The sequence below is a fragment of the Nocardia cyriacigeorgica genome (assembly GCF_010858045.1).
GTDB classification, from domain to species: domain Bacteria; phylum Actinomycetota; class Actinomycetes; order Mycobacteriales; family Mycobacteriaceae; genus Nocardia; species Nocardia cyriacigeorgica_E.
Genome location: NZ_JAAGVC010000030.1, coordinates 20,414 through 40,077, shown reverse-complemented (window position 1 = coordinate 40,077; position 19,664 = coordinate 20,414). Strand labels below are relative to the sequence as shown.

Below are 19,664 nucleotides of genomic sequence, written 5' to 3'. Positions count from 1 at the left end.
GTCAGCCGCAGGCCGGGGTGCGGTAGTCGGCCGAGCGCAGGATGCCGCACAGATCGGTGCGCGAGATCTTCCACTTGCCGTCGAGGTAGACGAAATGCACGACGGTGGTGCGGATCTGGGTGCCGGTGCCGTCCTTGTCCAGGCGCATGGTGGCGGTCAGGGTGCCGTCGTGGTTGTCGAACACCGGATCGGTGACGCCGTAGACGGCGTGCGGATTGTCCTGCAACGCCTTGTACATGTCCGGGATGGCGTCGCGGAACGCCTCACCGTCTTCGATGAGCGCGGTGCGTTCCGCATCGGGCAACGCCGGGTCCAGCGCCCGTTTGATCTGGGCGTCGAGTTCGGCGGCGGTCGGCAGCACCCGCGCGGCGACCGACGAGGAGGTGGCGGCCGCCGATGACGACAGGGCCGCGTTCGCCGCGGAGCGGGCGGCGGCGACGGCATCGTCGTCGACTCCCGAACCACAGGCCGAGGTGGCGGCCAGCGCGACCAGCGCCGCGGCCGTCAGTGCGGCGCGGACAGGTCGGACGGCGCGGGAGAAGGGTGTGTAACGCATCACTACCTACATACCATCGATCACGGAACTGATTCGGCCGAGCAGCGCCCGGACGGTGGTGACGTCGCGGTCGGCGACGGTGGGGACGGCCTCTGGCACCAGGTCACGCACGAGGGCGGTCACGCTGCGTTCGTCGTCGAGGTCGATATCGGTGACCTTGACCTCGGCGACGGCGACGACGTCTTCGGGGGCGGGTACCTCGGTGTCGAGGTCGGGGCGGTAGATCTCGAGGCGCAGCGTGGAGCGGACCGTGCGGAAGGCGAAGGGGCGGCCGTCGTCGGTCGTCCCGAAACCATGAGCAAACGAACCAATTGTTAAGTCATCGATCGAAAATCCCGAAGGATGTTCTGATTTCAACCGGAACTCCTGACATTGGACGCTGTGCTGGCTCAACCGTAACTCCCCGCCACAATTATCCGCCGGAGGCGGTCGCCAAACCCCTCCCGCGTGCTCACCGCGGCGCACGTGGTCAGATGGTGTGGTTCGCGGTTGTGTCACAAGGTAGAGGAGTTCGTGGATGCGCCCACGCGGCTCGGTCCCCGCAGTAGTGGCTGGTGTGACGGTGCTGGCGTTGCTGGCGGGCTGTTCGTCCGACACCGACCCGGACAAGGTGCCCACCCGCGATCCGGCCACCGCCGCCGTTTCCCCGGACCAGGGCGCCGCCCCCGCGGGCACGGTGCTGAGCGCGCCCGCGCCGATCGGGGCGCTGGTCGCCGAGGCGAAGACCGGCCGCATCGCCGCTCTGGACGCGCGCGCCGGCACCCCCGCGGTTTATCTCATCGACGCGGCCGACCCCTCGGCCGAGACACGCGCGCGCACCGTCGCGTTGGCGGCGCCCGGCGCCACCGTGGTCCAGGGCGCACCTGGTGAGGTGCTGATCCCGGCGTCCGGGCGGGTGCTGCGCGTCGACGTCACCAGCGGTGCGGTCACCGACGTGCCCGTCGACGCCGACGCGCGGTCGGTGCACCCGGGTGCCGACGGCGGGCTGGTGATCGGCACCGCCGACGGCCGGGTGCTCTGGCTCGACGCCGAGGGCGAGGTCACCGACAGCGTGGACGGGTTGATCTCGGCCGACGCAGTGACCGTTGCCGGCGACCGGGTGGCGGTGCTGGATCGCCACCAGACCTCGATCACCGAGATCGACCCCGCCGAAGACCACCTCGGGCTGGCACTGCGGGCCGGCGACGGGGCCACCAACATGATCGGCGACCGGTTCGGGCGCATCGTCGTCACCGATACCGCGGGTGGGGAACTGCTGGTGTACACGACCGGACCGCTCGTACTGCATCAGCGTTTCCCGGTAAGATCGTCGCCTTACGCGCTCGCCTATGACAACGAGTCGGACATCGTCTGGGTGACGTGCACGCAGAGCAACGAAGTCGTCGGTTTCGATCTGTCGACGGGTATACCGGAGGAAGTGGGCCGCTACCCCACCGTCGGGCAACCGAACTCGGTGACCGTCGATGAGCGCAGCGGCGATCTGTTCGTCGGGTCCGCGACCGGTGACGGTCTGCAGCGGATTCGCGCGGACGAGCGGAAGAGAGGGCAGTGATGGCAGCGAGCCGCCGCGCGGCGCTACCGGCCGGCTGGGAAACCAGCACCGACGATTACGAATACGTGCCGCTGCGGCTGCCACCGGATGTGACCAGGGTGACGGCGTCGATGCGCCTGGCGATCCAGGCCGAATACGGCGGCTGGGAACTGTCGCGGGTGCGCGCCTACACCGACGGCAGCCGACGGGTGTTGCTTCGCCGCCGCCGCACCCCGCTGAGCAGCCCGGTCACCGCCGAGCCGGGGATGTGAGCTCGATGCTGTACCGATTATTGCTGCGGGTGATGTTCCTGGTTCCCCCGGAACGCATCCATCATCTCGTCTTCGCCGCCCTGCGCGCGGCCACCGCCTTCCCGCCCTCGCGCGCGGTGCTGAACCGGCTGCTGGTCGACCACGATCCGATCTTGCGCAGCACCGTGTTCGGCGTGGAGTTCCCGGCGCCGCTCGGTCTGGCCGCCGGCTTCGACAAGAACGCCACCGGCGCCGACGCCTGGGGTCCGATGGGGTTCGGGTTCGCCGAGATCGGCACCGTCACCGCGCAGGCCCAGCCCGGCAATCCCGCGCCGCGACTGTTCCGGCTGCCGGCCGACCGCGCGCTGATCAACCGGATGGGTTTCAACAACGAGGGCGCGGCCGCCGCTGCCGCACGACTGCACTCCCGGCGCCGTAAGACGGTGCCGATCGGGGCGAATATCGGTAAGACCAAGATCGTCGAACCCGAGCACGCCGCCGAGGATTACGCCACCAGCGCCCGGCTGCTCGGCCCGCTCGCCGATTTCGTCGTCGTCAACGTCAGCTCCCCCAACACCCCTGGACTGCGTGATCTGCAGGCGGTGGAGTCGCTGCGGCCGTTGCTGCGCGCGGTGCTCGACACCGTCGAGGTGCCGGTGCTGGTCAAGATCGCCCCGGATCTGTCCGACGACGATATCGACGCCGTCGCCGATCTGGCGGTGGAGCTGGGTCTGGCCGGGATCGTGGCCACCAACACCACCATCGGACGCAGCGGCCTGGCCAGCGATCCGGCGACGGTGCAGCAGATCGGGGCGGGTGGGCTGTCGGGTCCCCCGGTGGCCGATCGTTCGCTCGAGGTGCTGCGCAGGCTGTACGCGCGCGTCGGTGACCGGTTGGTGCTGGTGTCGGTGGGCGGCATCGAAACCGTCGATCAGGCGTGGGAACGCATCCGGGCGGGTGCCAGCCTGCTGCAGGGCTACACCGGATTCATCTACGGCGGTCTGTTGTGGACGCGCCGCATTCATCGTGGGCTGGCGCAGAAGCTGCGCGAGAACGGTTACGCGAGCCTGGCCGAGGCCGTGGGCTCCGAACACACCGCGCGCGCCTGAATATCGCGGCGCGATCAGCTCAGTACGCACGGCGGGCCGCCCGCGAACCGGAAGTCCTCGTCCAGGTCCGCGGGCACCGTCGCGCTCTCGCACAGCCGGGCGCTGAGCCGCTTGCAGAGCAGTACGACAGCGTGTTCCCACAGCAGCCCGAGCATGCCCGCGCACTGTGCACCGCGGGCGAGGGCCGCCTGGTCATAGACCAGCGTCGGATCGCTGACGATTTCGTCGAGTTCCATGCCGGCGCGGGCCTGCTCGGCGCTCAGCCGCCGATCCGGTAGCCAGCTCAGCCGCCAGGGCGTGCTGGACTCACCGGGTACCCGATGGGCTGTTTCGGGAGTGATATCGCTGGTCATCGACCAGTCGGTGGCGTGGATGGTCACAGCTGCCTCCTGACGAACTCCGGCACCGAGACCGGGCCGGGCATTCCCGGCGCGGCGTCGCTACCGTCGTGCGGAGCGGGATGGTCGGGCGTTATCGCGAGTTGCGGATGCGTCCGGGTCCGTCCCGAGGTGGCCGTCGGGCTGTGTGTGCCTGCGGCGGCTGCGGAACCTCAGCGTCGTTGTCATCACCAGGGCCTCCCGTCCGTCTGGTGCGGCGCTCTCTCACCATCCAGTCTGTCATTTGCCGGGAATGGCGGTCAATTGCCGTTGCGATATGGTAATTGCCGGAATGTCTGGTGGTTAAACCTCGTTCACGACCGGGAAATGCCGAAAGGTGGGGACGCCATGGTCCAGCAGGACTCGGGCATGGTCGCCGTGCGCAACATCCTCACGCGGCTGTGCAAACGGTCCGGTCTGAGCCCGGAACGCTTGCGCACCACCGAAATCGACGTCGGCCCGCTCCTGGATCTGCCCGCGGTGCGCCGCCACGCCCACCGCAGTGGCCTCGCACCGGAGGAGGCGGTGCTCCCGGTGGTCCGCGACCTCGCCCGTCATCTCCCGCCGACCCACCGCCTGATCACCGATGCCGAATTGTCACTGGGCCTGTTACGGGACGACACGCCCGAGGGCATCGATCCGGACCGCCTCTACGCGCAGGATCTCGGCGAGCGGCGCGAATACCTCACCCAGCAGTGGCAGCGGCTGCACGAGATCGCCGGCGCCGAGCAGATCCCGCCCACCCCGACCGTGCGCTCGTTGCGGGCCACTCCGGAACGCCGCGCGTTCAGCGCGCTGGCGGGACTGCTGACGACCGGCCCGGTGTTCGGCACTCCCGTCGACGCGGGCATCAGTGTGGACACCGGGGCCGCGCACGAGCCGGCACCCGGGGTGCTGACGGTGATCGGCGACGCCGTCATCGACCACATCTACCGCGTCGACCACGTCCCTGCCGCCGGCACGTCCACCCGCGGCAGTTTCGAAGCGCATCCCGGCGGCAAAGGTCTCAACCGCGCGGTGGCCGCCGCCCGCCTCGGCGTGGAGGTGCGGTTGGTGGCGGCCGTCGGCGACGACGAGGCGGGACGGCAGATCCTGGACTATCTGCGCGCGGAGAACGTCGACACCGAGCTGGTGACCGTCGTGCGCGACGCCGCCACCCCGGTGACCTCGGTGATGATCACCGCCACCGGTGTGGCGGCCAGCATCGGCTGCAAGGACGACCGGATCCGGCTCGGCGAACGCGAACTCACCGGCCCCACCCTGCATGCCGCGCTCGCCGCCTCCGATGCGATCCTGCTGACCTTCGAACAGCCGTTGGCGGTGATCGAGCAGGTGATGGCGCGGGTGCGGCAGATGCGGCAGCGGCCGCTGCTGATGGTGCATCCGGCCCCGCCGGTGGACGCACCGCAGCATCTGTATCAGCATCTGGGGGCGGTCGACTATCTGATGGGCGCGACCTGGGAACTGGACGAAATGGTGCCGGAGGTCAAAGCCACCTCCGGCGATCACATCGCCCGCCATCTGCGCGCCCTCGGCGTCCGAACCGTCTGTGTCATCGACGATTTCGCGTGCACGGTGCGCTCGGAGGAGCTCGATCTCGACGTCGGCCGCTTCCCCGCCGCGCTCAGCGATTCCCCGGGAGCCCGGGCCGCGTTCGCGGGGGCATTGGCGTATAGGCTCCTGTCGGCGCGCCGCCCGGCGCAGGAACAGGACTACGTGTGGGCGACCGCTGCGATGGTGGCGACCCAGTCCTTCGGCGATATCCCGGGCGCCATGCCGCTGGCAGGCGAGATCGACCGACTCGTCCGGCTCGGCCCGGAAGAGCGGTGACCACACCACTTCAGGTTCGGTTCGGCGGCGATCGCGCAGCGCACCGAACCGGCGGGGCCACACCCCGTACGACACAGGAGGCGCGTTGACCATAGTTGCGGTACCGACCGGCGACACCGGTCACCGGTTCACCCGCGGCGGGCGCGATATCAGGGTCCGGGTTCTGGAGGTGGCGGGCGGCGCCGAGGACGGGCATGTGCTCGTGTTCGGTGAGCCGGCCAACGGCTGCCTGGTCCGGGTGCATTCGCGCTGCCTCTACGGCGAAGCTCTCGGTTCCCAGGATTGCGATTGCGGCCCCGAACTCGCCAAATCGCTCGACCACATCCAGGACGAAGGCGCCGGCGTGCTGGTGTATCTGGAGCAGGAAGGCCGCGGTTGCGGGCTGGTCGCGAAGGCGCACGGCTACCGCGAGAGCGAACGTTCCGGCGCCGACACCTTCACCAGCTATGAGCGCCTCGGCCTGCCCGCCGACGCCCGCACCTACACCCACGCCGCGACCAGCCTGCTCGAACTGGGCTTGACCCGGGTGCGGCTGCTCACCAACAACCCCGACAAGGTCGCCGCCCTCACCGACGCCGGGATCGAGGTCACCGCGGTCCCGCTGGCCACCACCCCGCTCAGCGAGCGGGCGGCGCAGTATTTGCAGGCCAAGCGGCAGCGGCGCGGTCACTGGATTCCCGCCGACACCTCCGTGTGGGAACAGCAGGCGGCCGTGCTGGACCGGCCCGAGACCCAGCATCGGGGCCGTAACTAGCGCCGGCCCGCGCCGGTCCGGGTGCCGTCGTGCGCTCGGACCGGTTTCGTAACCCAGGTCACAAATGTCCGGTTTCCGGCTACCATGAGTGAGCCGCGTCACTCGGTGCTGCCTCGGTGAGCCGGTGTGCCGCACAGGCCGGCGCGCTGTCCAGTCAGGGGCTCCGCCGAGACGCTCGGTTCATGCAGCGACATCGGGAACGGAACATGACCACAACAGACATCGGCTACGCCCATCCCAGCGGCACCACCGTCTACACGGTGCCGCAAGCCTTCCAGCAGACCCTCGCCCTGCGCCCCGATCAGATCGCCTTGCGCACCGTCGGCGGCACCCAGGAGATCACCTGGCGTGAATACGGTGAACGCGTGCGCGCGCTGGCCGCTGGGCTGGCCGGGTTGGGCGTTGGGCACGGCGACACCGTCGGCATCATGCTCACCAACCGGCCCGAGTTCAACCTGATCGACACCGCGGCCCTGCATCTGGGCGCCACGCCCTTCTCGGTCTACAACACCAGCTCCGCCGAACAGATCACGCACCTGTTCACCAACGCCGCCAACAAGGTGGTCGTCACCGAACAGAAGTTCCTCGATGTCATCACCGGCTCCGATGTGCCGATCGAGCATCTGATCGTGGTGGACGGCCCCGTCACCGGCGCACTCACCATCGACGATGTCGAAGCCGCCGCGAGCGAGGATTTCGATTTCGACGCCGCCTGGCAGGCGGTGCAACCCGACGATCTGGCCACCCTCATCTACACCTCCGGAACCACCGGCCCGTCCAAGGGTGTGGAGATCACTCACCGCAATGTGCTCGCGCAGGTGATCGCGCTGGTCAACGGCCCGCTGTCGGTGGGCATCGATGACCGGATCGTGTCGTACCTGCCCGCCGCGCATGTCGCCGACCGCATTTCCGCGCACGCGATGAACCTGCTCACCGGCATCCAGCTCACCACCGTGCCCGACCCGCGGGAGGTCGCCGCGGCCCTCCCCGACGCCAAGCCCACGGTGTTCTTCGGGGTGCCGCGGGTGTGGCAGAAGATCAAGGCCGGTATCGAAGCCAAACTCGCCGCCGAGACCGGGGTGAAGAAATCGCTGGCCGAGTGGGCCATCGGTACCGGTGTCGCGGCCGCGCGCGCCGATCTGGCAGGCAGCGGCCGCCCGCTGACGTTGCGCATCCAGCATCCGATCGCCGACGCGTTGGTGCTGTCGAAGCTGCGGGCGGCGCTGGGCTTGGATCAGCTGAAGGTGGCGTCCTCGGGTGCGGCGCCCATTCCGGCGGAGACCCTCGAATATTTCCTCGGGCTCGGGTTCACCGTGTCGGAGGTGTGGGGCATGTCCGAAACCACCGGTGTCGGCACCTACACCGAACTCGACAAGCCGCGCCCCGGCACGGTCGGGCGCCCGGTCGACGGCCTGGAGTTGCGGTTGGACGCCGACGGCGAGGTGCTGGTGCGCGGACCCATCGTCACCCGCGGCTACCGCAATATGCCCGACAAGACCGCCGAGGCCTTCGATGACGACGGCTGGCTGCGCACCGGCGATGTCGGCACCCTCGACGCCGACGGCTACCTGCGCATCGTGGACCGCAAGAAGGAACTGATCATCAACGAGGCGGGCAAGAACATCGCGCCGAGCAATATCGAGAACTCGGTGAAGGCGGCGTCGTCGCTGATCGGGCAGGTCGTGGCCATCGGCGACGCCAAGCCCTACATTTCGGCGCTCATCGTGCTCGACCCGGATATCGCGGCGGTGCGGGCCAAGGAGCTCGATGCCACCGGCACCGATATCGCCGGTCTGGCCCAGCGCCGCGAAATCCTCGACGAGGTGCTGGCCGCGGTGCAGGCGGGCAACAAGAAGCTCTCCCGGGTGGAGCAGATCAAACGGTTCACCGTGCTCGGCACGGTGTGGGAGCCCGGTGGCGACGAGTTGACCCCGAAGATGTCGCTGAAACGTCAGCCGATCGCGGCGAAATACGCCGAGCAGATCACCTCGCTCTACGCCGACCCCGCCCCCGACAGCGTGATCAACGTCAAGTAGCTGTCCGAGACCTGCCGATGGCGCTGCGGCCCTGAGCGAGCACGCTCAGGGCCACAGCCTTGTCCTGCTCAGTTCTGCTCGTAGGTGGCGACCAGGGTGGCGCGGGCGAGGGTGTGGGAGAACAGGTTGAAGCCGAGGAAGGCCGGGCTGGCGTCGGCGGGGATGTCGAGGGAGTCGACGTCGACGGCGTGCACGACGATGAAATAGCGGTGCGGTCCGTGCCCGGAAGGTGGGGCGGCGCCGACGAAGCCGGCGAAGCCGCCGTCGTTGCGCAATTGCACCGCACCCGTTGGCAGTTCACCGCCCTGGCTGCCCGCACCGGCCGGCAGCGACGTCACCGTGGCGGGGATGTTCGCCACGGCCCAATGCCAGAAACCGGAGGCCGTCGGTGCGTCGGGGTCGAAGACGGTGACGGCGAAGCTTTTGGTTCCGTCGGGGAAACCCGACCACGACAGCTGCGGCGACACATCCTTGCCTCCGGCCCCGAACACGCCGCTGACCTGGTCGTTGCCGAACCTCTGGCCGTCGGCCACATCGTCGGAGGTCACGGTGAAGGACGGGACCTGCGGGAGAGCGTCATAGGGGTTGTAGCTCATTGGCTCCTCATCTCGGATCGGTTCAGCTGTGCAACAGGAAGTGTTCCAGCACCTGGGTGCCGAATTCGAGGGCGTCGACCGGGACCCGTTCGTCGACGCCGTGGAACAGGGCCGCGAAGTCCAGTTCCGGCGGCAGCCGCAGCGGCGCGAAGCCGAAGCAGCGGATCCCCAAGCGGGCGAACGCTTTCGCGTCGGTGCCGCCCGACAGCATGTAGGGCACGGTGCGGCCCTGCGGGTCGTGGGCGAGGATCGCCTCGTTCATGGCGTCGACGAGGTGGCCGTCGAAGGTGGTTTCGTAGGAGTCGAGTTTGGTGATCCACTCCCGTTCCACATCCGGGCCGATGAGTTCGTCGACCTCGCGTTCGAAGGCGGCCTGCCGTCCGGGCACCACCCGGCAGTCCACCACCGCCTCCGCCGTCTGCGGGATGACGTTGGCCTTGTAGCCGGCGTCGAGCATCGTCGGATTGGCGGTATCGCGCAGAGTGGCGCCGATGATCCGCGCGATCGAGCCCAGTTTGGCCAGGGTGCCTTCGATGTCGGGGCTGTGCGGGTCGAAGTCGAGGCCCGATTCCTGCGACACCGCGGCCAGGAACTCCGCCACCGAATCCGAGATCACCAGCGGGAAGGTGTGGGTGCCCAGGCGTGCGACGGCGCCGGCGAGGATGGTGACGGCATTGTCTTCGTGCAGGAACGAGCCGTGCCCGGCGCGGGCCTTGGCCCGCAACCGCATCCACCCCAAACCTTTTTCCGCGGTCTCCACCAGATACAGCCGCCGCTCCCCGCCGTCGGGGCGCGGCACCGTCAGCGAGAAACCACCCACCTCCCCGACCGCTTCGGTGATGCCGTCGAACAGGTCGGGGCGATTGTCGACCAGCCAGTGCGAGCCCCATTTGCCGCCGTTCTCCTCGTCGGCGAGGAAGGCGAACACCAGATCGCGCGGCGGGACGGTGCCCTCGATCTTGAACTGGCGTGCCACCGCCAGCATCATCCCGACCATGTCCTTCATATCGACCGCACCGCGGCCCCACACATAGCCGTCGCGGACCGCGCCGGAGAACGGGTGCACGCTCCAATCCTCGGCGCGGGCGGGCACCACATCCAGGTGCCCGTGCATGAGCAGCGCGCCCCGGGAGGAATCGGCACCGGGCAGGCGGGCGAAGACGTTGCCGCGACCCGGTGCACCGGATTCGACGTATTCGGTGGTGTAGCCGACCTCGCGCAGTTTCTCGGCCACCCATTCGGCGCATTCCTGTTCGCCTTTGGTGGTGGCCAGCTCGCCGGTGTTGGAGGTGTCGAACCGGATCAGCGCACTGACCAGATCCACCACCTCCGACACCGCGCGAGAACGTTGCTGTGAACCCGGTACTCCGCCAGTTGCCGACACGTACCCTTTCCTACCATCCGCGGGCGGGGTTGCCGGTGGTTCGGTCGGTCGCGCGGCGCCCGGGCAGCCGCCGATCCGCTGGTCGGGGCGTTCGGCGGGGTCCTGCGGGTTCGAGTCGCGGTGAGCCGAATCCGGCGTGCCGTCGCTTGTGCGGTCGAGCGCGCGAGGCGGGTATGCGGCGTGGTCGGCGGCGACCGTGTCCGAGCCGGGCATGACACCTGAGCGAATTCCGGTAGCCGCAGGTCGTTCGCCTCGTACGCTGTCCACACGGAGCCGGCACCGACGGAGCGGAGAGCGGGTGAGCGAGAGTCCGGCCGAGATCAAGCGGCACGGCAAGCACTACACGCCCACCGATCTCGCACGGTTCCTGGCCGAGCGCGTCGCCGACCATCTCGACGACGAACGTACCGAACTGCAGATCCTGGATCCCGCCTGCGGTGATGGCGAGTTACTGTTCGCGGCCCATCGTGCGGTGACCGAACGTCGGCCCGGGGTCGCGGTGCTTCTCACCGGCTACGACCTGGACCGCGACGCGCTCGGGGTGGCGCGGGTGCGGGCGGCGCGCCTCGGTATCGCGGTCGACCTGCACGCGGGCGATTTCCTGGACGCACGAACCGAACTCGACACCGCCGGTTTCGACGCCGTGATCACCAATCCGCCGTATGTGCGGGTCCAGCAACTCGGGCAGGTGACCGCCCGACTACTGGCCGCCCGGTTCGGACTGCGTGGCCGCATCGATCTCACCCACCCGTTCGTGGTGTTGCTGCCCGCGCTGCTGCGCCCGGACGGGGTGGTCGGGCTGCTGTGTTCGAACCGGTTCCTCACCACCCGGGCGGGCGCCAACGTGCGGGCGGTATTGCAGCAGTCGTTGCAACCGCTCGAGCTCTACGACCTCGGTGACACCAAACTGTTCACCGCCGCGGTGCTGCCCGCGATCGTCATCGCCCGCAACCGGGCACCCGATGGGGCGTCCCGGTGCGTCTACACCTCCGCCTACCAGGACACGCGCGCCGTGCCGAACAGTGCGATCGGCTTGTACGAGGCGCTGACCGCCGGTGCTGACACCGTCATCGACCACGGTGGGCGCACCATCGCCATCAGGTCCGGGCATCTCGCATCGGCCGTTGACGCGCACCTGCCCTGGCGACGCTCGCATGCCGCAGGCGATGCGTGGTTGCAGCGGGTGCAGGCGGGCACCTGGCGCCGATTCGGTGAGGTAGCGCGCATCCGGGTGGGCATCAAGACCACCGCGGACCCGGTGTTCATCTCCGACGCTTGGCACGAACGCAGTCCGCGCCCGGAGCAGTCGCTGTTGCGTCCGCTGCTCACCCAGCACGATGTGCTGGCGTGGCGGGTCTCGCCCGCACCGGCGAGCCGGGTGCTGTATCCGTACGTGCTCGACCACGCCAGACGGACGGTGGTGGATCTGGCCGACTACCCGGATACCCGCGCCTATCTGGAGGCGCATGCCGACCGGTTGCGCAGCCGCCGCTACGTCGCCGAGGGCGGGCGCGAATGGTATGAGATCTGGGTGCCGCAACAGCCTGCGCGGTGGGCGGCACCCAAGATCGTGTTCCCCGATATCAGTGCCACCGCGCGTTTCGCGCTCGACCGGTCCGGGGCGATCGTCAACGGCAACTGCTACTGGATGTCGGTGCCCGATATCGGGGGCGACGAGCTGGCCTATCTGATGCTGGCCGTCGCCAATTCGCGGCTGGGCCTGCGCTTCTACGACGAAGTGTGCGGTAACCGGCTCTATTCCGGGCGCCGCCGCTGGATGACGCAGTACGTGGCCCAATTGCCGCTGCCCGCCCCGGAATGCGCGGCGGCCCGCGAGATCATCGCCCTGGTCGCCGATGTCCTCGCCGCCGGCGCGGTCCCCTCCGCGCAGCAGTGCGCGGCGATCGATGAGTTGCTCGACGCCGCGTTCGGTCTGTAGGCCGCTGTCGTCTCATCCAGTGGGAGCATCACCGACCGCGGGACGCCGTGGCGGGCGGTGGTGCGATGATGGCGGCGTGACTGCGTGGCTGCCCCTCATCAGTTCGGTTGTTGTCGTCGTTGCGCTGTCGTTGACGATCCTGGCGACCCACCGCTCGCATCGGCGCGCGATCATCGCCGCCGACGAGCGCGCGGCTGCGGCGGTGGAGGCGGCGCAACGCACCACCGAGGCCACCCACGGCGCTGCCGCGAGCCGCGATCATGACCGGTGGCGGCGGGAAAAGGTGCTCGACGCAGTCTCCGACATCCTCGCCATCTCCGAGGAGGTCACCGATCAGCTGGATCGGCGCGCGGAGTGGAGCGCCGAGACCGTCGACGACGCCGAGGCCCAGATCCTGCACACCTTGGACCGGCTTCCGGTGCTGTTCAACGTGATTCGCCTGCTCGCCGATGACGCTCTGCTCGAAGAATGCGACCGGCTCGGCCAGGCCCTGCACTCGGTGACCAAGGCCGCCGCGGCGACGGTGGCGCGGGAGCCGATCGGCTTCGACGAACACAAGAAGCTGATCGAGCACTACATCGCCAGCTACCGCGCGATCGCGGCCATCGAGGTCGACCTCGTGGCCGCGGCCCGATCCGAACTCGGCGCCACCGCCTTGGTGCGCGTCGGGTAACCCGCCGCCACCGATCGTGTGTGCGGGTCAGCGGTAGGCGTCAGCCAGGGCCGCACGATGATTCACCGGTTGGCGGCCAGCACTGCCGCCGCGCCTTCGCGCAGGCCCTCGACGAGATATCGGGGAACCTCCAGCGGCGGGAAATTCCCGCCGTTCTCGGGGTGAGTGCCGGCGGACGACACGCCGAGCCGCTGCTGCGCCCCGGGGCGTGGAGTCTTCTCGATATCGCCGGGGTGCATGGTGATTCGGGCGAATCCTGTAGCCGCGGGGCGCTGGTTCGCGCCCACCGGCCGTCTTCGTTGTCCGGCGGTGGGCGCGCCGGTGCGCTACTGGGCGCGGTCGAACAGCTCGCGCGCCTGCCCGATGGCATCACGCAAACGCTGGGGCTGCGAGGCCAGCTGGCCGACGATGTCATCGACACCGCGCAGCCCGGCGCGGTTCAGCATCCGCTTCTCGTTGACCACCCAGGTGCCGCGGGCCGCGAGCACCGCGTGCGCGGTCTGCACCGCCGCTGTCGCCAGCGCCCCTGCCACTTCGGTGCGGTGTCCGCGTGCGGCATAGGCGTTGTCGGCGTAGGTGAGGGTGAGCGCGGCGCGTTCGCGCCACACCGGCGGCGCGGATTCGCGCAGGGCCCGCGGGTAGTCCGGGCGCGGCAGCGCACCGTGCAGGACGCTGTTGATCGCGAGTTCGGCGACCAGCAGATAGCTGGGGATGCCCGCCAGATGGAACATCAATGGTTCCCAATGGAATCGGCCCGCCTCGGCCTCGGTGAGTTCGCGGTCGACGGTGGCCAGGTCGCGGTAGTGGATGTCGACGCGGCGGCCGTCGACGGTGAGCCACGCGCCACCGTTGAACACCCCGCCGCCCCACGCGCCGAGGTCGAACACCTCGCCGGGCCAGCCGATGGCGCGCAGGTCGGCGGGGTCGAAGCCGTGGCGGTAGTAGACGGCAAGGTCCCAGTCGCTGTCGGGAGTGTGGGTGCCTTCGGCGCGGGATCCGCCGAGGGTGACCGCCTCGACGCCGGGCAGCGCGGCGAGGCGGTCGGTGAGGTGGGCGAGAAACTGCTCGTCGGTCATGGCTGTCCTCTGGATCGGAGTGATGAAAGAACCTGCGGGCAGCACCATCCATCGCGCCCGGATCTCCGGGACGCGATCAGGGGTGCCGCGCTGTCATCACTCCACGACCGGCGATGGTACCGAGCACCAGCGCGATGTGCGCGGCATTATCCGCGGCGCCGATCCCTGTCGCGGCGCCGGTCGATGACCTGACTCCAGGCGCTCGCGTGATCGAGGCGCTCGGCGACGCCGTCGCCGGTCCTAGGAGGCGACGTGGATCTTGTCCGCCCCGATTCGCGCGATCCGCTCGCGCCCCCACTCCCCCAGCGGGCCGAGCGCGGCGTTGAGGGCGGCGCCGAGTTCGGTGAGCCGGTATTCCACGCGCGGTGGCACCTCGGCGTAGACGGTGCGGTCGACGATCTCGTCTTCTTCGAGTTCGCGGAGTTGCTGGATGAGCATCTTCTCCGAAATGCCGGGAAGGCCGCGGCGCAGTTCGCCGAAGCGGCGCATGCCGTGGTTGTGCAGCTCCCACAGGATCAGCGATTTCCATTTGCCGCCGACGACGTCCATGGCCGCGTCGATGCCGCAGAAGTATGGTCCGGATCTCTTCGCACCCATTGCCGACCTCGCTACCTGTTCACACACGGTGTGGTAAGTACCCGACCAAATAGTAGGTACTTGTCGGGTCTTCCGGTACACCGCAGTGTTGGGGCATGCGGCGCGCATCGGCGCGCTACCGAACCCAGGAGATGTCTTCCATGCCCGACACCACCCCCGCACCGGTCACCGTCCTCGGCCTCGGCGCCATGGGCCGAGCCTTCGCCGCCACGTTGCTCAAAGGTGGCCGGTCCGTGACGGTCTGGAACCGCACGCCCGGCAAGGACGGCGAGCTCGTCGCCGCCGGTGCGAGCAGTGCCGCCGCGCTCACCGACGCGGTTGCCGCGAGTCCGGTGATCATCGTGCTGCTGCTCGACCACGCCTCGGTGCACGCCACCCTCGACCCGGTGGCCGAACAGCTGTCCGGTCGCGCGGTGATCAATCTGACCAGCACGACGCCCGAGGAGTCGCGGGCGTCGGCCGAGTGGGCCGCCGCCCGCGGCATCGACTACCTCGACGGCGGCATCATGGCCGTCCCGCCGATGATCGGGCAGCCCGGCGCGTCCATCCTCTACAGCGGCGCACAGACGGTCTTCGACGAGCACCGCGCGATGCTGGAACTGCTGGCCTCGGCCGAATACTTCGGTACCGACGCCGGGCTGGCCTCGACCCTGGACTTCGCGCTGCTGGCGGCGATGTACGGGATGTTCGGCGGCTTCTTCAACGGTGTGGCGATGACGCGCTCGGTCGGTGTGTCGGCCCAGGCCTACGCCGAACGCGCGGCCGCGTGGGTGGCGGCGATGGCGCAGCTGCTGCCCGACTACGGAAAACTCATCGACACCGGCGATTACCGCGATGGCGTGCAGGGCATCGCATTCCACAAGTCCGCCATCGACGCGATCGTGCGTGCCACCCGCGATGCCGGCGCCGCCCCCGATTTCCTGGCGCCGATGCAGCATCTGCTCGACCGTCAGATCGCCGAGGGCAATGGCGCACTGGCCTTCGAGCGCACGGTCGAAGAAATCGCCTGACCCCGGCCCCGGGCGACGGGCCTGCACGGCGGCCGGTGGCGGCTGACCGGGACGTGTGGTCCGGGCCTCACCGCCGGTGCGGTTAGCGTGTGAGGTTCGGCCGGTCGTATCCGGCGGTGACCGGAGGGTCCGGCCGAGCAGGCAACGACGACGACAAGGAGTCCGCGGGTGGCTGTCCTGGACGCGAAGCTGAGCGACATCTACGACGAGGTGTTGCGCCGCAACCCCGGCGAAACCGAGTTCCATCAGGCTGTGCACGAGGTACTCGACAGCCTCGGCCCCGTGGTCGCCAAGCATCCGCACTATGCCGACGCCGCGGTGATCCGCCGGCTGTGTGAACCCGAACGCCAGATCATCTTCCGGGTGCCGTGGGTCGACGATTCCGGCGCGGTACAGATCAACCGCGGGTTCCGGGTCGAGTTCAACTCCGCGCTCGGCCCCTACAAGGGCGGGTTGCGGTTTCATCCGTCGGTGTATCTGGGGATCGTGAAGTTCCTCGGCTTCGAGCAGATCTTCAAGAACTCGCTGACGGGGCTGCCCATCGGCGGCGGAAAGGGCGGTTCGGATTTCGACCCGAAGGGCCGTTCCGAGGGCGAGGTGATGCGGTTCTGTCAGGCGTTCATGACCGAGCTGTACCGCCACCTCGGTGAGCACACCGACGTCCCCGCCGGCGACACCGGCGTTGGTGGTCGCGAAATCGGTTACCTGTTCGGTCAATACAAGCGCATCACCAACCGCTACGAGTCCGGTGTGCTCACCGGAAAAGGCTTGACCTGGGGCGGATCCCAGGTCCGGCGGGAAGCCACCGGGTACGGCGCGGTGTTCTTCGTCAACGAGATCCTGGCCGCGGCCGGCCGTTCGCTGGAGGGGCAGCGGGTGGTGGTGTCGGGTTCGGGCAATGTCGCGATCTATGCCATCGAGAAGATCCACGAACTGGGCGGCATCGTGGTGGCGTGCTCGGATTCGAGTGGCTATGTCGTCGACGAGCACGGCATCGACTTGGAGTTGCTCAAGGAGATCAAGGAGGTACGCCGGGCCAGGATCGCCGATTACGCCGAGGCCAGGCCGGGTGCGGCGCGTTTCGTGGCCGGCGGCTCGCTGTGGGAGGTGCCCTGCGATATCGCGTTGCCGTGCGCCACCCAGAACGAACTCGACGGTGTCGCCGCGGGCAAGCTCATCGCCAACGGCTGCCATATCGTCGCCGAGGGCGCCAATATGCCGTGCACGCCGGAGGCGGTGAAACTGTTCGGCGCGGCCGGGGTGACCTTCGCGCCGGGGAAAGCCGCGAACGCGGGCGGGGTGGCCACCAGTGCGCTGGAGATGCAGCAGAACGCCTCGCGCGATTCCTGGAGTTTCGAACACACCGAGCAGCGGTTGGCCGAGATCATGCGCGGCATCCATGACCGCTGCCTGGCCACCGCCGACGAATACGGCATGCCGGGCAACTATGTGGCCGGTGCGAATATCGGCGGTTTCATCCAGGTCGCCGATGCGATGCTGGCGCTCGGGGTGATCTGAGCGCCGTCTCGGCCGCGGGCGCCAAGGGCTCGGCGGTGGGTCCGTACCCTGGGTGCATGCCCGATCACACCGCCGGGCGGGCCGAGATCGAGCGGCTCGCGCAGATGATCACCGGGCGCCGGGTCGCGGTGCTGACCGGGGCCGGGATGTCCACCGACAGCGGGATCCCGGACTACCGCGGCCCCGGCTCCCCGCCCCGCACCCCGATGACCTTCCAGCAGTTCATCGGCGACGCCGCGTTCCGGCAACGGTATTGGGCGCGCAACCATGTGGGCTGGCGGCGCATGGACGCCGCGCGCCCCAACCCCGGCCATCGCGCGCTGGCCCGGCTCGAACGCCTCGGTGTGGTGAGCGGGTTGATCACCCAGAACGTCGACCTGCTGCACACCAAGGCCGGCCATCGCCGGGTGATCGACCTGCACGGCACCTATGCGCGGGTGCGCTGCCTGAGCTGTGATCATCTGGTGTCGCGGATGTCGCTGGCGGATCGGCTCGAGGCCGCCAATCCGGGGTTCGCCGACGCCGCCGACACCACCGGTGTGGAGGTGGCGCCCGACGCCGACGCGGTGATCGCCGATACCGCCGCGTTCCGCATGGTGGATTGTGTGCGATGCGGCGGCATCCTCAAACCCGACATCGTCTATTTCGGGGAGAACGTGCCCAAGCAGCGGGTGCGCGCGGCCTATGACGTGGTCGACGACGCCGAGGTGCTGCTGGTGGCCGGTTCGTCGCTGACGGTGATGTCGGGGCTGCGGTTCGTGCGCCACGCCGCGAAATCGGGGACGCCGGTGATCATCGTCAATCGTGGGCGCACCCGCGGCGACGAACTGGCCACCCACACCGTCGATGCCGGATGTTCGCCGACGCTGAGCACGCTGGCCGACCACCTCGCGAGCGCGGGTCGCGGTGGCCTGAGCGGCTGCGTCACCGGCCGGTGAGCGGGTACGCCCCGGGTATGACGTTGTTGGTGGGCACCTCCGGGTGGCAGTACCGCGACTGGCGCGGGGTGCTGTATCCGCAGGGGGTGCCGCAACGGCTGTGGCTCGAGCAGTACGCGCGGTCCTTCGCCACCGTCGAGCTCAACAATGCGTTCTACCGGCTGCCCAGCGCCGAGACCTTCGCCTCCTGGCGGGCCCGCACTCCGGCGGGGTTCCGGATCGCGGTCAAGGCCAGCCGGTTCCTCACCCACATCAAACGGCTGCGCGAGCCCGAGGAACCGGTGGCGCGGCTGATGGGCCGGGCCGCGAGCCTGGGTGAGCGCCTCGGACCGATCCTGCTGCAACTGCCGCCGACCTTGCGCGCCGATCCCGCGCTGCTGGAGGCGTGTCTGCGGTGTTTTCCGGACCGCACGCGGGTGGCGGTCGAACCGCGCCACGAGTCCTGGTGGACCGAGGAGACCAGGCAGGTCCTCGAACGTCAGGGCGCGGCGCTGTGCTGGGCGGATGCGGGCGAGCAGGCGGTCACACCGCTGTGGCGCACCACCGATTGGGGCTATCTGCGCCTGCACCACGGCACCGCCGAGCCCTGGCCGCGCTATCACCCCGGCACCCTGGCCGAGTGGGCGCGCCGCCTCACCGAGACCTGGCCGCGGGCGGCTGAGGTGGAGGTGTATTTCAACAACGACCCGGGCGGTGCGGCGATCTACGACGCAACCGTTTTCGCGCGCTCGGCGGCCGCGCTGGGCGCCGAGGTCACCCGCACACCGGATATCCGGCCCGCGACCGCACCACCTGCCGTCGGCGGGGCGTGACCGCAACGCTTCAACCGGGGTGGTCGGCCGACCGGGCTGAACGCGCGCAGACACAGCCGACCGACAGCTGCAGCCGATGTCGCGTCCCGGTGCCGCCGACGCCCGGCCGGGCTGCACCGTCCCCCGGTCGGGCGTGCAGCGGGTCGTCAGTCTTCGGTCGGGAAGAACGACTCTCCGTCCTCGGGGGCGCCGTCGATTTGTCCGCGGTGTTCGCCGAAGGTTTCGTCGCTGTCGTCGGCGGGCAGCTGGTCGATGTCGTCGCCTTCGTCGATGGTGCCGGGTCGCCCGGCGGTGGGTTCGCCCGGCTCGGTGGCGCCCAGGTCGGGTTCTTCTTCGGCCAGCCGTTGTCCGAGTGATTCGCCGGCGCGCTGTTCGGCGGGTGTCATGCCGAACTTGTCGGCGCCGGTCCAGTCCTCGGGCGGGTCGACCACGATGTCACCGTCGTCGTTGCGCACCTCGTCGGAGTCGAGGCTCTCGGTGGGGCCCAAGGTGTCGCCTGGTCCGGTTTCTGTAGCCATATGCGCCGGATGCCCGGACACCGGCCGGGCAAACAGCTCACCCGTGCGGGGCGATCTCGGTCTCGTCGGGCGACAGGCCTGCTGTCGGCGGCGGCGCCCGGACGCACGACGACAGCAGCGGGTACGCCGGTGAGCGCGCGGATCGGGCAGCTTTACTCG

The 19,664-nt window shown here is 69.3% G+C and carries 21 protein-coding genes; 12 read left to right on the top strand and 9 right to left on the bottom strand.

Going from position 1 to position 19,664, the window contains the following annotated elements; translation table 11 throughout:
• Window position 1: 1 nt before the first annotated feature.
• The gene (locus tag GV790_RS21505; RefSeq protein WP_163815381.1) at window positions 2-556 is read right to left on the bottom strand and encodes a hypothetical protein; all 555 of its coding nucleotides are present in this window, start codon (window positions 554-556) and stop codon (window positions 2-4) included.
• A gap of 6 nt (window positions 557-562) precedes the next feature.
• Window positions 563-913: a hypothetical protein gene (locus tag GV790_RS21500; protein WP_163815380.1), complete on the bottom strand. Its 351-nt coding sequence runs from the start codon at window positions 911-913 to the stop codon at window positions 563-565.
• A gap of 160 nt (window positions 914-1,073) precedes the next feature.
• Here GV790_RS21500 and GV790_RS21495 point away from each other — a divergent pair, with 160 nt between their 5' ends.
• The 3 genes from GV790_RS21495 to GV790_RS21485 are packed head-to-tail and all read left to right on the top strand — an operon-like array spanning window position 1,074 to window position 3,447.
• Window positions 1,074-2,108: a hypothetical protein gene (locus GV790_RS21495; RefSeq protein WP_163815377.1), complete on the top strand. Its 1,035-nt coding sequence runs from the start codon at window positions 1,074-1,076 to the stop codon at window positions 2,106-2,108.
• Window positions 2,108-2,359 (top strand): DUF5703 family protein, encoded by a 252-nt coding sequence (locus GV790_RS21490; protein WP_130916523.1) that lies wholly within the window; start codon window positions 2,108-2,110, stop codon window positions 2,357-2,359. Before GV790_RS21495 ends, GV790_RS21490 begins: the two co-directional genes overlap by 1 nt.
• Before the next feature lie 8 nt (window positions 2,360-2,367).
• Window positions 2,368-3,447 carry a quinone-dependent dihydroorotate dehydrogenase gene (locus GV790_RS21485; protein WP_163815444.1) on the top strand — a complete coding sequence of 360 codons (1,080 nt, stop codon included), beginning with the start codon at window positions 2,368-2,370 and terminating at the stop codon, window positions 3,445-3,447.
• A 14-nt stretch (window positions 3,448-3,461) separates the two neighbouring features.
• Here GV790_RS21485 and GV790_RS21480 read toward each other — a convergent pair whose 3' ends face one another.
• Window positions 3,462-3,827 carry a hypothetical protein gene (locus GV790_RS21480; protein ID WP_163815375.1) on the bottom strand — a complete coding sequence of 122 codons (366 nt, stop codon included), beginning with the start codon at window positions 3,825-3,827 and terminating at the stop codon, window positions 3,462-3,464.
• Window positions 3,828-4,172: 345 nt separating this feature from the next.
• On the opposite strand from GV790_RS21480, the gene GV790_RS21475 reads away from it, so the two are divergent.
• The 3 genes from GV790_RS21475 (at window position 4,173) to GV790_RS21465 (ending at window position 8,444) form a co-directional block, all read left to right on the top strand.
• Window positions 4,173-5,654 (top strand): PfkB family carbohydrate kinase, encoded by a 1,482-nt coding sequence (locus GV790_RS21475; protein ID WP_163815373.1) that lies wholly within the window; start codon window positions 4,173-4,175, stop codon window positions 5,652-5,654.
• Window positions 5,655-5,739: 85 nt separating this feature from the next.
• Window positions 5,740-6,408, top strand: coding sequence for a GTP cyclohydrolase II (locus GV790_RS21470; protein WP_163815371.1), 669 nt, complete (start codon window positions 5,740-5,742; stop codon window positions 6,406-6,408).
• 206 nt (window positions 6,409-6,614) lie between these two features.
• Window positions 6,615-8,444, top strand: coding sequence for an AMP-dependent synthetase/ligase (locus GV790_RS21465; RefSeq protein WP_163815368.1), 1,830 nt, complete (start codon window positions 6,615-6,617; stop codon window positions 8,442-8,444).
• Window positions 8,445-8,512: 68 nt separating this feature from the next.
• Here GV790_RS21465 and GV790_RS21460 read toward each other — a convergent pair whose 3' ends face one another.
• Complete coding sequence (locus GV790_RS21460; RefSeq protein WP_163815366.1) at window positions 8,513-9,040, bottom strand: YbhB/YbcL family Raf kinase inhibitor-like protein; 528 nt, start codon at window positions 9,038-9,040, stop codon at window positions 8,513-8,515.
• A 22-nt stretch (window positions 9,041-9,062) separates the two neighbouring features.
• Window positions 9,063-10,424 (bottom strand): M20/M25/M40 family metallo-hydrolase, encoded by a 1,362-nt coding sequence (locus GV790_RS21455; protein ID WP_163815364.1) that lies wholly within the window; start codon window positions 10,422-10,424, stop codon window positions 9,063-9,065.
• Between the two features lie 298 nt (window positions 10,425-10,722).
• Here GV790_RS21455 and GV790_RS21450 point away from each other — a divergent pair, with 298 nt between their 5' ends.
• Together GV790_RS21450 and GV790_RS21445 are read left to right on the top strand one after the other, a co-directional pair.
• Window positions 10,723-12,363 carry an Eco57I restriction-modification methylase domain-containing protein gene (locus GV790_RS21450; RefSeq protein ID WP_163815362.1) on the top strand — a complete coding sequence of 547 codons (1,641 nt, stop codon included), beginning with the start codon at window positions 10,723-10,725 and terminating at the stop codon, window positions 12,361-12,363.
• 76 nt (window positions 12,364-12,439) lie between these two features.
• On the top strand, window positions 12,440-13,036 hold the full coding sequence (locus GV790_RS21445; RefSeq protein WP_163815360.1) for a hypothetical protein: 597 nt from the start codon (window positions 12,440-12,442) through the stop codon (window positions 13,034-13,036).
• 62 nt (window positions 13,037-13,098) lie between these two features.
• Here the strand turns inward: GV790_RS21445 and GV790_RS21440 are convergent, their stop codons facing one another.
• The 3 genes from GV790_RS21440 to GV790_RS21430 form a co-directional block, all read right to left on the bottom strand.
• Window positions 13,099-13,323: a hypothetical protein gene (locus GV790_RS21440; protein ID WP_163815358.1), complete on the bottom strand. Its 225-nt coding sequence runs from the start codon at window positions 13,321-13,323 to the stop codon at window positions 13,099-13,101.
• A gap of 39 nt (window positions 13,324-13,362) precedes the next feature.
• On the bottom strand, window positions 13,363-14,112 hold the full coding sequence (locus tag GV790_RS21435) for a nucleotidyltransferase domain-containing protein (protein WP_163815356.1): 750 nt from the start codon (window positions 14,110-14,112) through the stop codon (window positions 13,363-13,365).
• Between the two features lie 240 nt (window positions 14,113-14,352).
• Window positions 14,353-14,709, bottom strand: coding sequence for a winged helix-turn-helix transcriptional regulator (locus GV790_RS21430; RefSeq protein ID WP_163815354.1), 357 nt, complete (start codon window positions 14,707-14,709; stop codon window positions 14,353-14,355).
• A gap of 140 nt (window positions 14,710-14,849) precedes the next feature.
• Between GV790_RS21430 and GV790_RS21425 the strand changes: the two genes are divergently transcribed.
• The 4 genes from GV790_RS21425 (at window position 14,850) to GV790_RS21410 (ending at window position 18,987) form a co-directional block, all read left to right on the top strand.
• A complete protein-coding gene (locus GV790_RS21425) occupies window positions 14,850-15,719 on the top strand; it encodes an NAD(P)-dependent oxidoreductase (RefSeq protein ID WP_163815352.1) in 870 nt (289 codons plus the stop codon).
• Window positions 15,720-15,887: 168 nt separating this feature from the next.
• Window positions 15,888-17,237: an NADP-specific glutamate dehydrogenase gene (gene gdhA / locus GV790_RS21420; protein ID WP_163815350.1), complete on the top strand. Its 1,350-nt coding sequence runs from the start codon at window positions 15,888-15,890 to the stop codon at window positions 17,235-17,237.
• 56 nt (window positions 17,238-17,293) lie between these two features.
• Window positions 17,294-18,175: an NAD-dependent protein deacetylase gene (locus tag GV790_RS21415; protein WP_163815348.1), complete on the top strand. Its 882-nt coding sequence runs from the start codon at window positions 17,294-17,296 to the stop codon at window positions 18,173-18,175.
• 17 nt (window positions 18,176-18,192) lie between these two features.
• Complete coding sequence (locus GV790_RS21410; protein ID WP_163815346.1) at window positions 18,193-18,987, top strand: DUF72 domain-containing protein; 795 nt, start codon at window positions 18,193-18,195, stop codon at window positions 18,985-18,987.
• Between the two features lie 146 nt (window positions 18,988-19,133).
• Here GV790_RS21410 and GV790_RS21405 read toward each other — a convergent pair whose 3' ends face one another.
• Window positions 19,134-19,505, bottom strand: coding sequence for a hypothetical protein (locus tag GV790_RS21405; RefSeq protein WP_163815344.1), 372 nt, complete (start codon window positions 19,503-19,505; stop codon window positions 19,134-19,136).
• Window positions 19,506-19,664 lie beyond the last annotated feature (159 nt).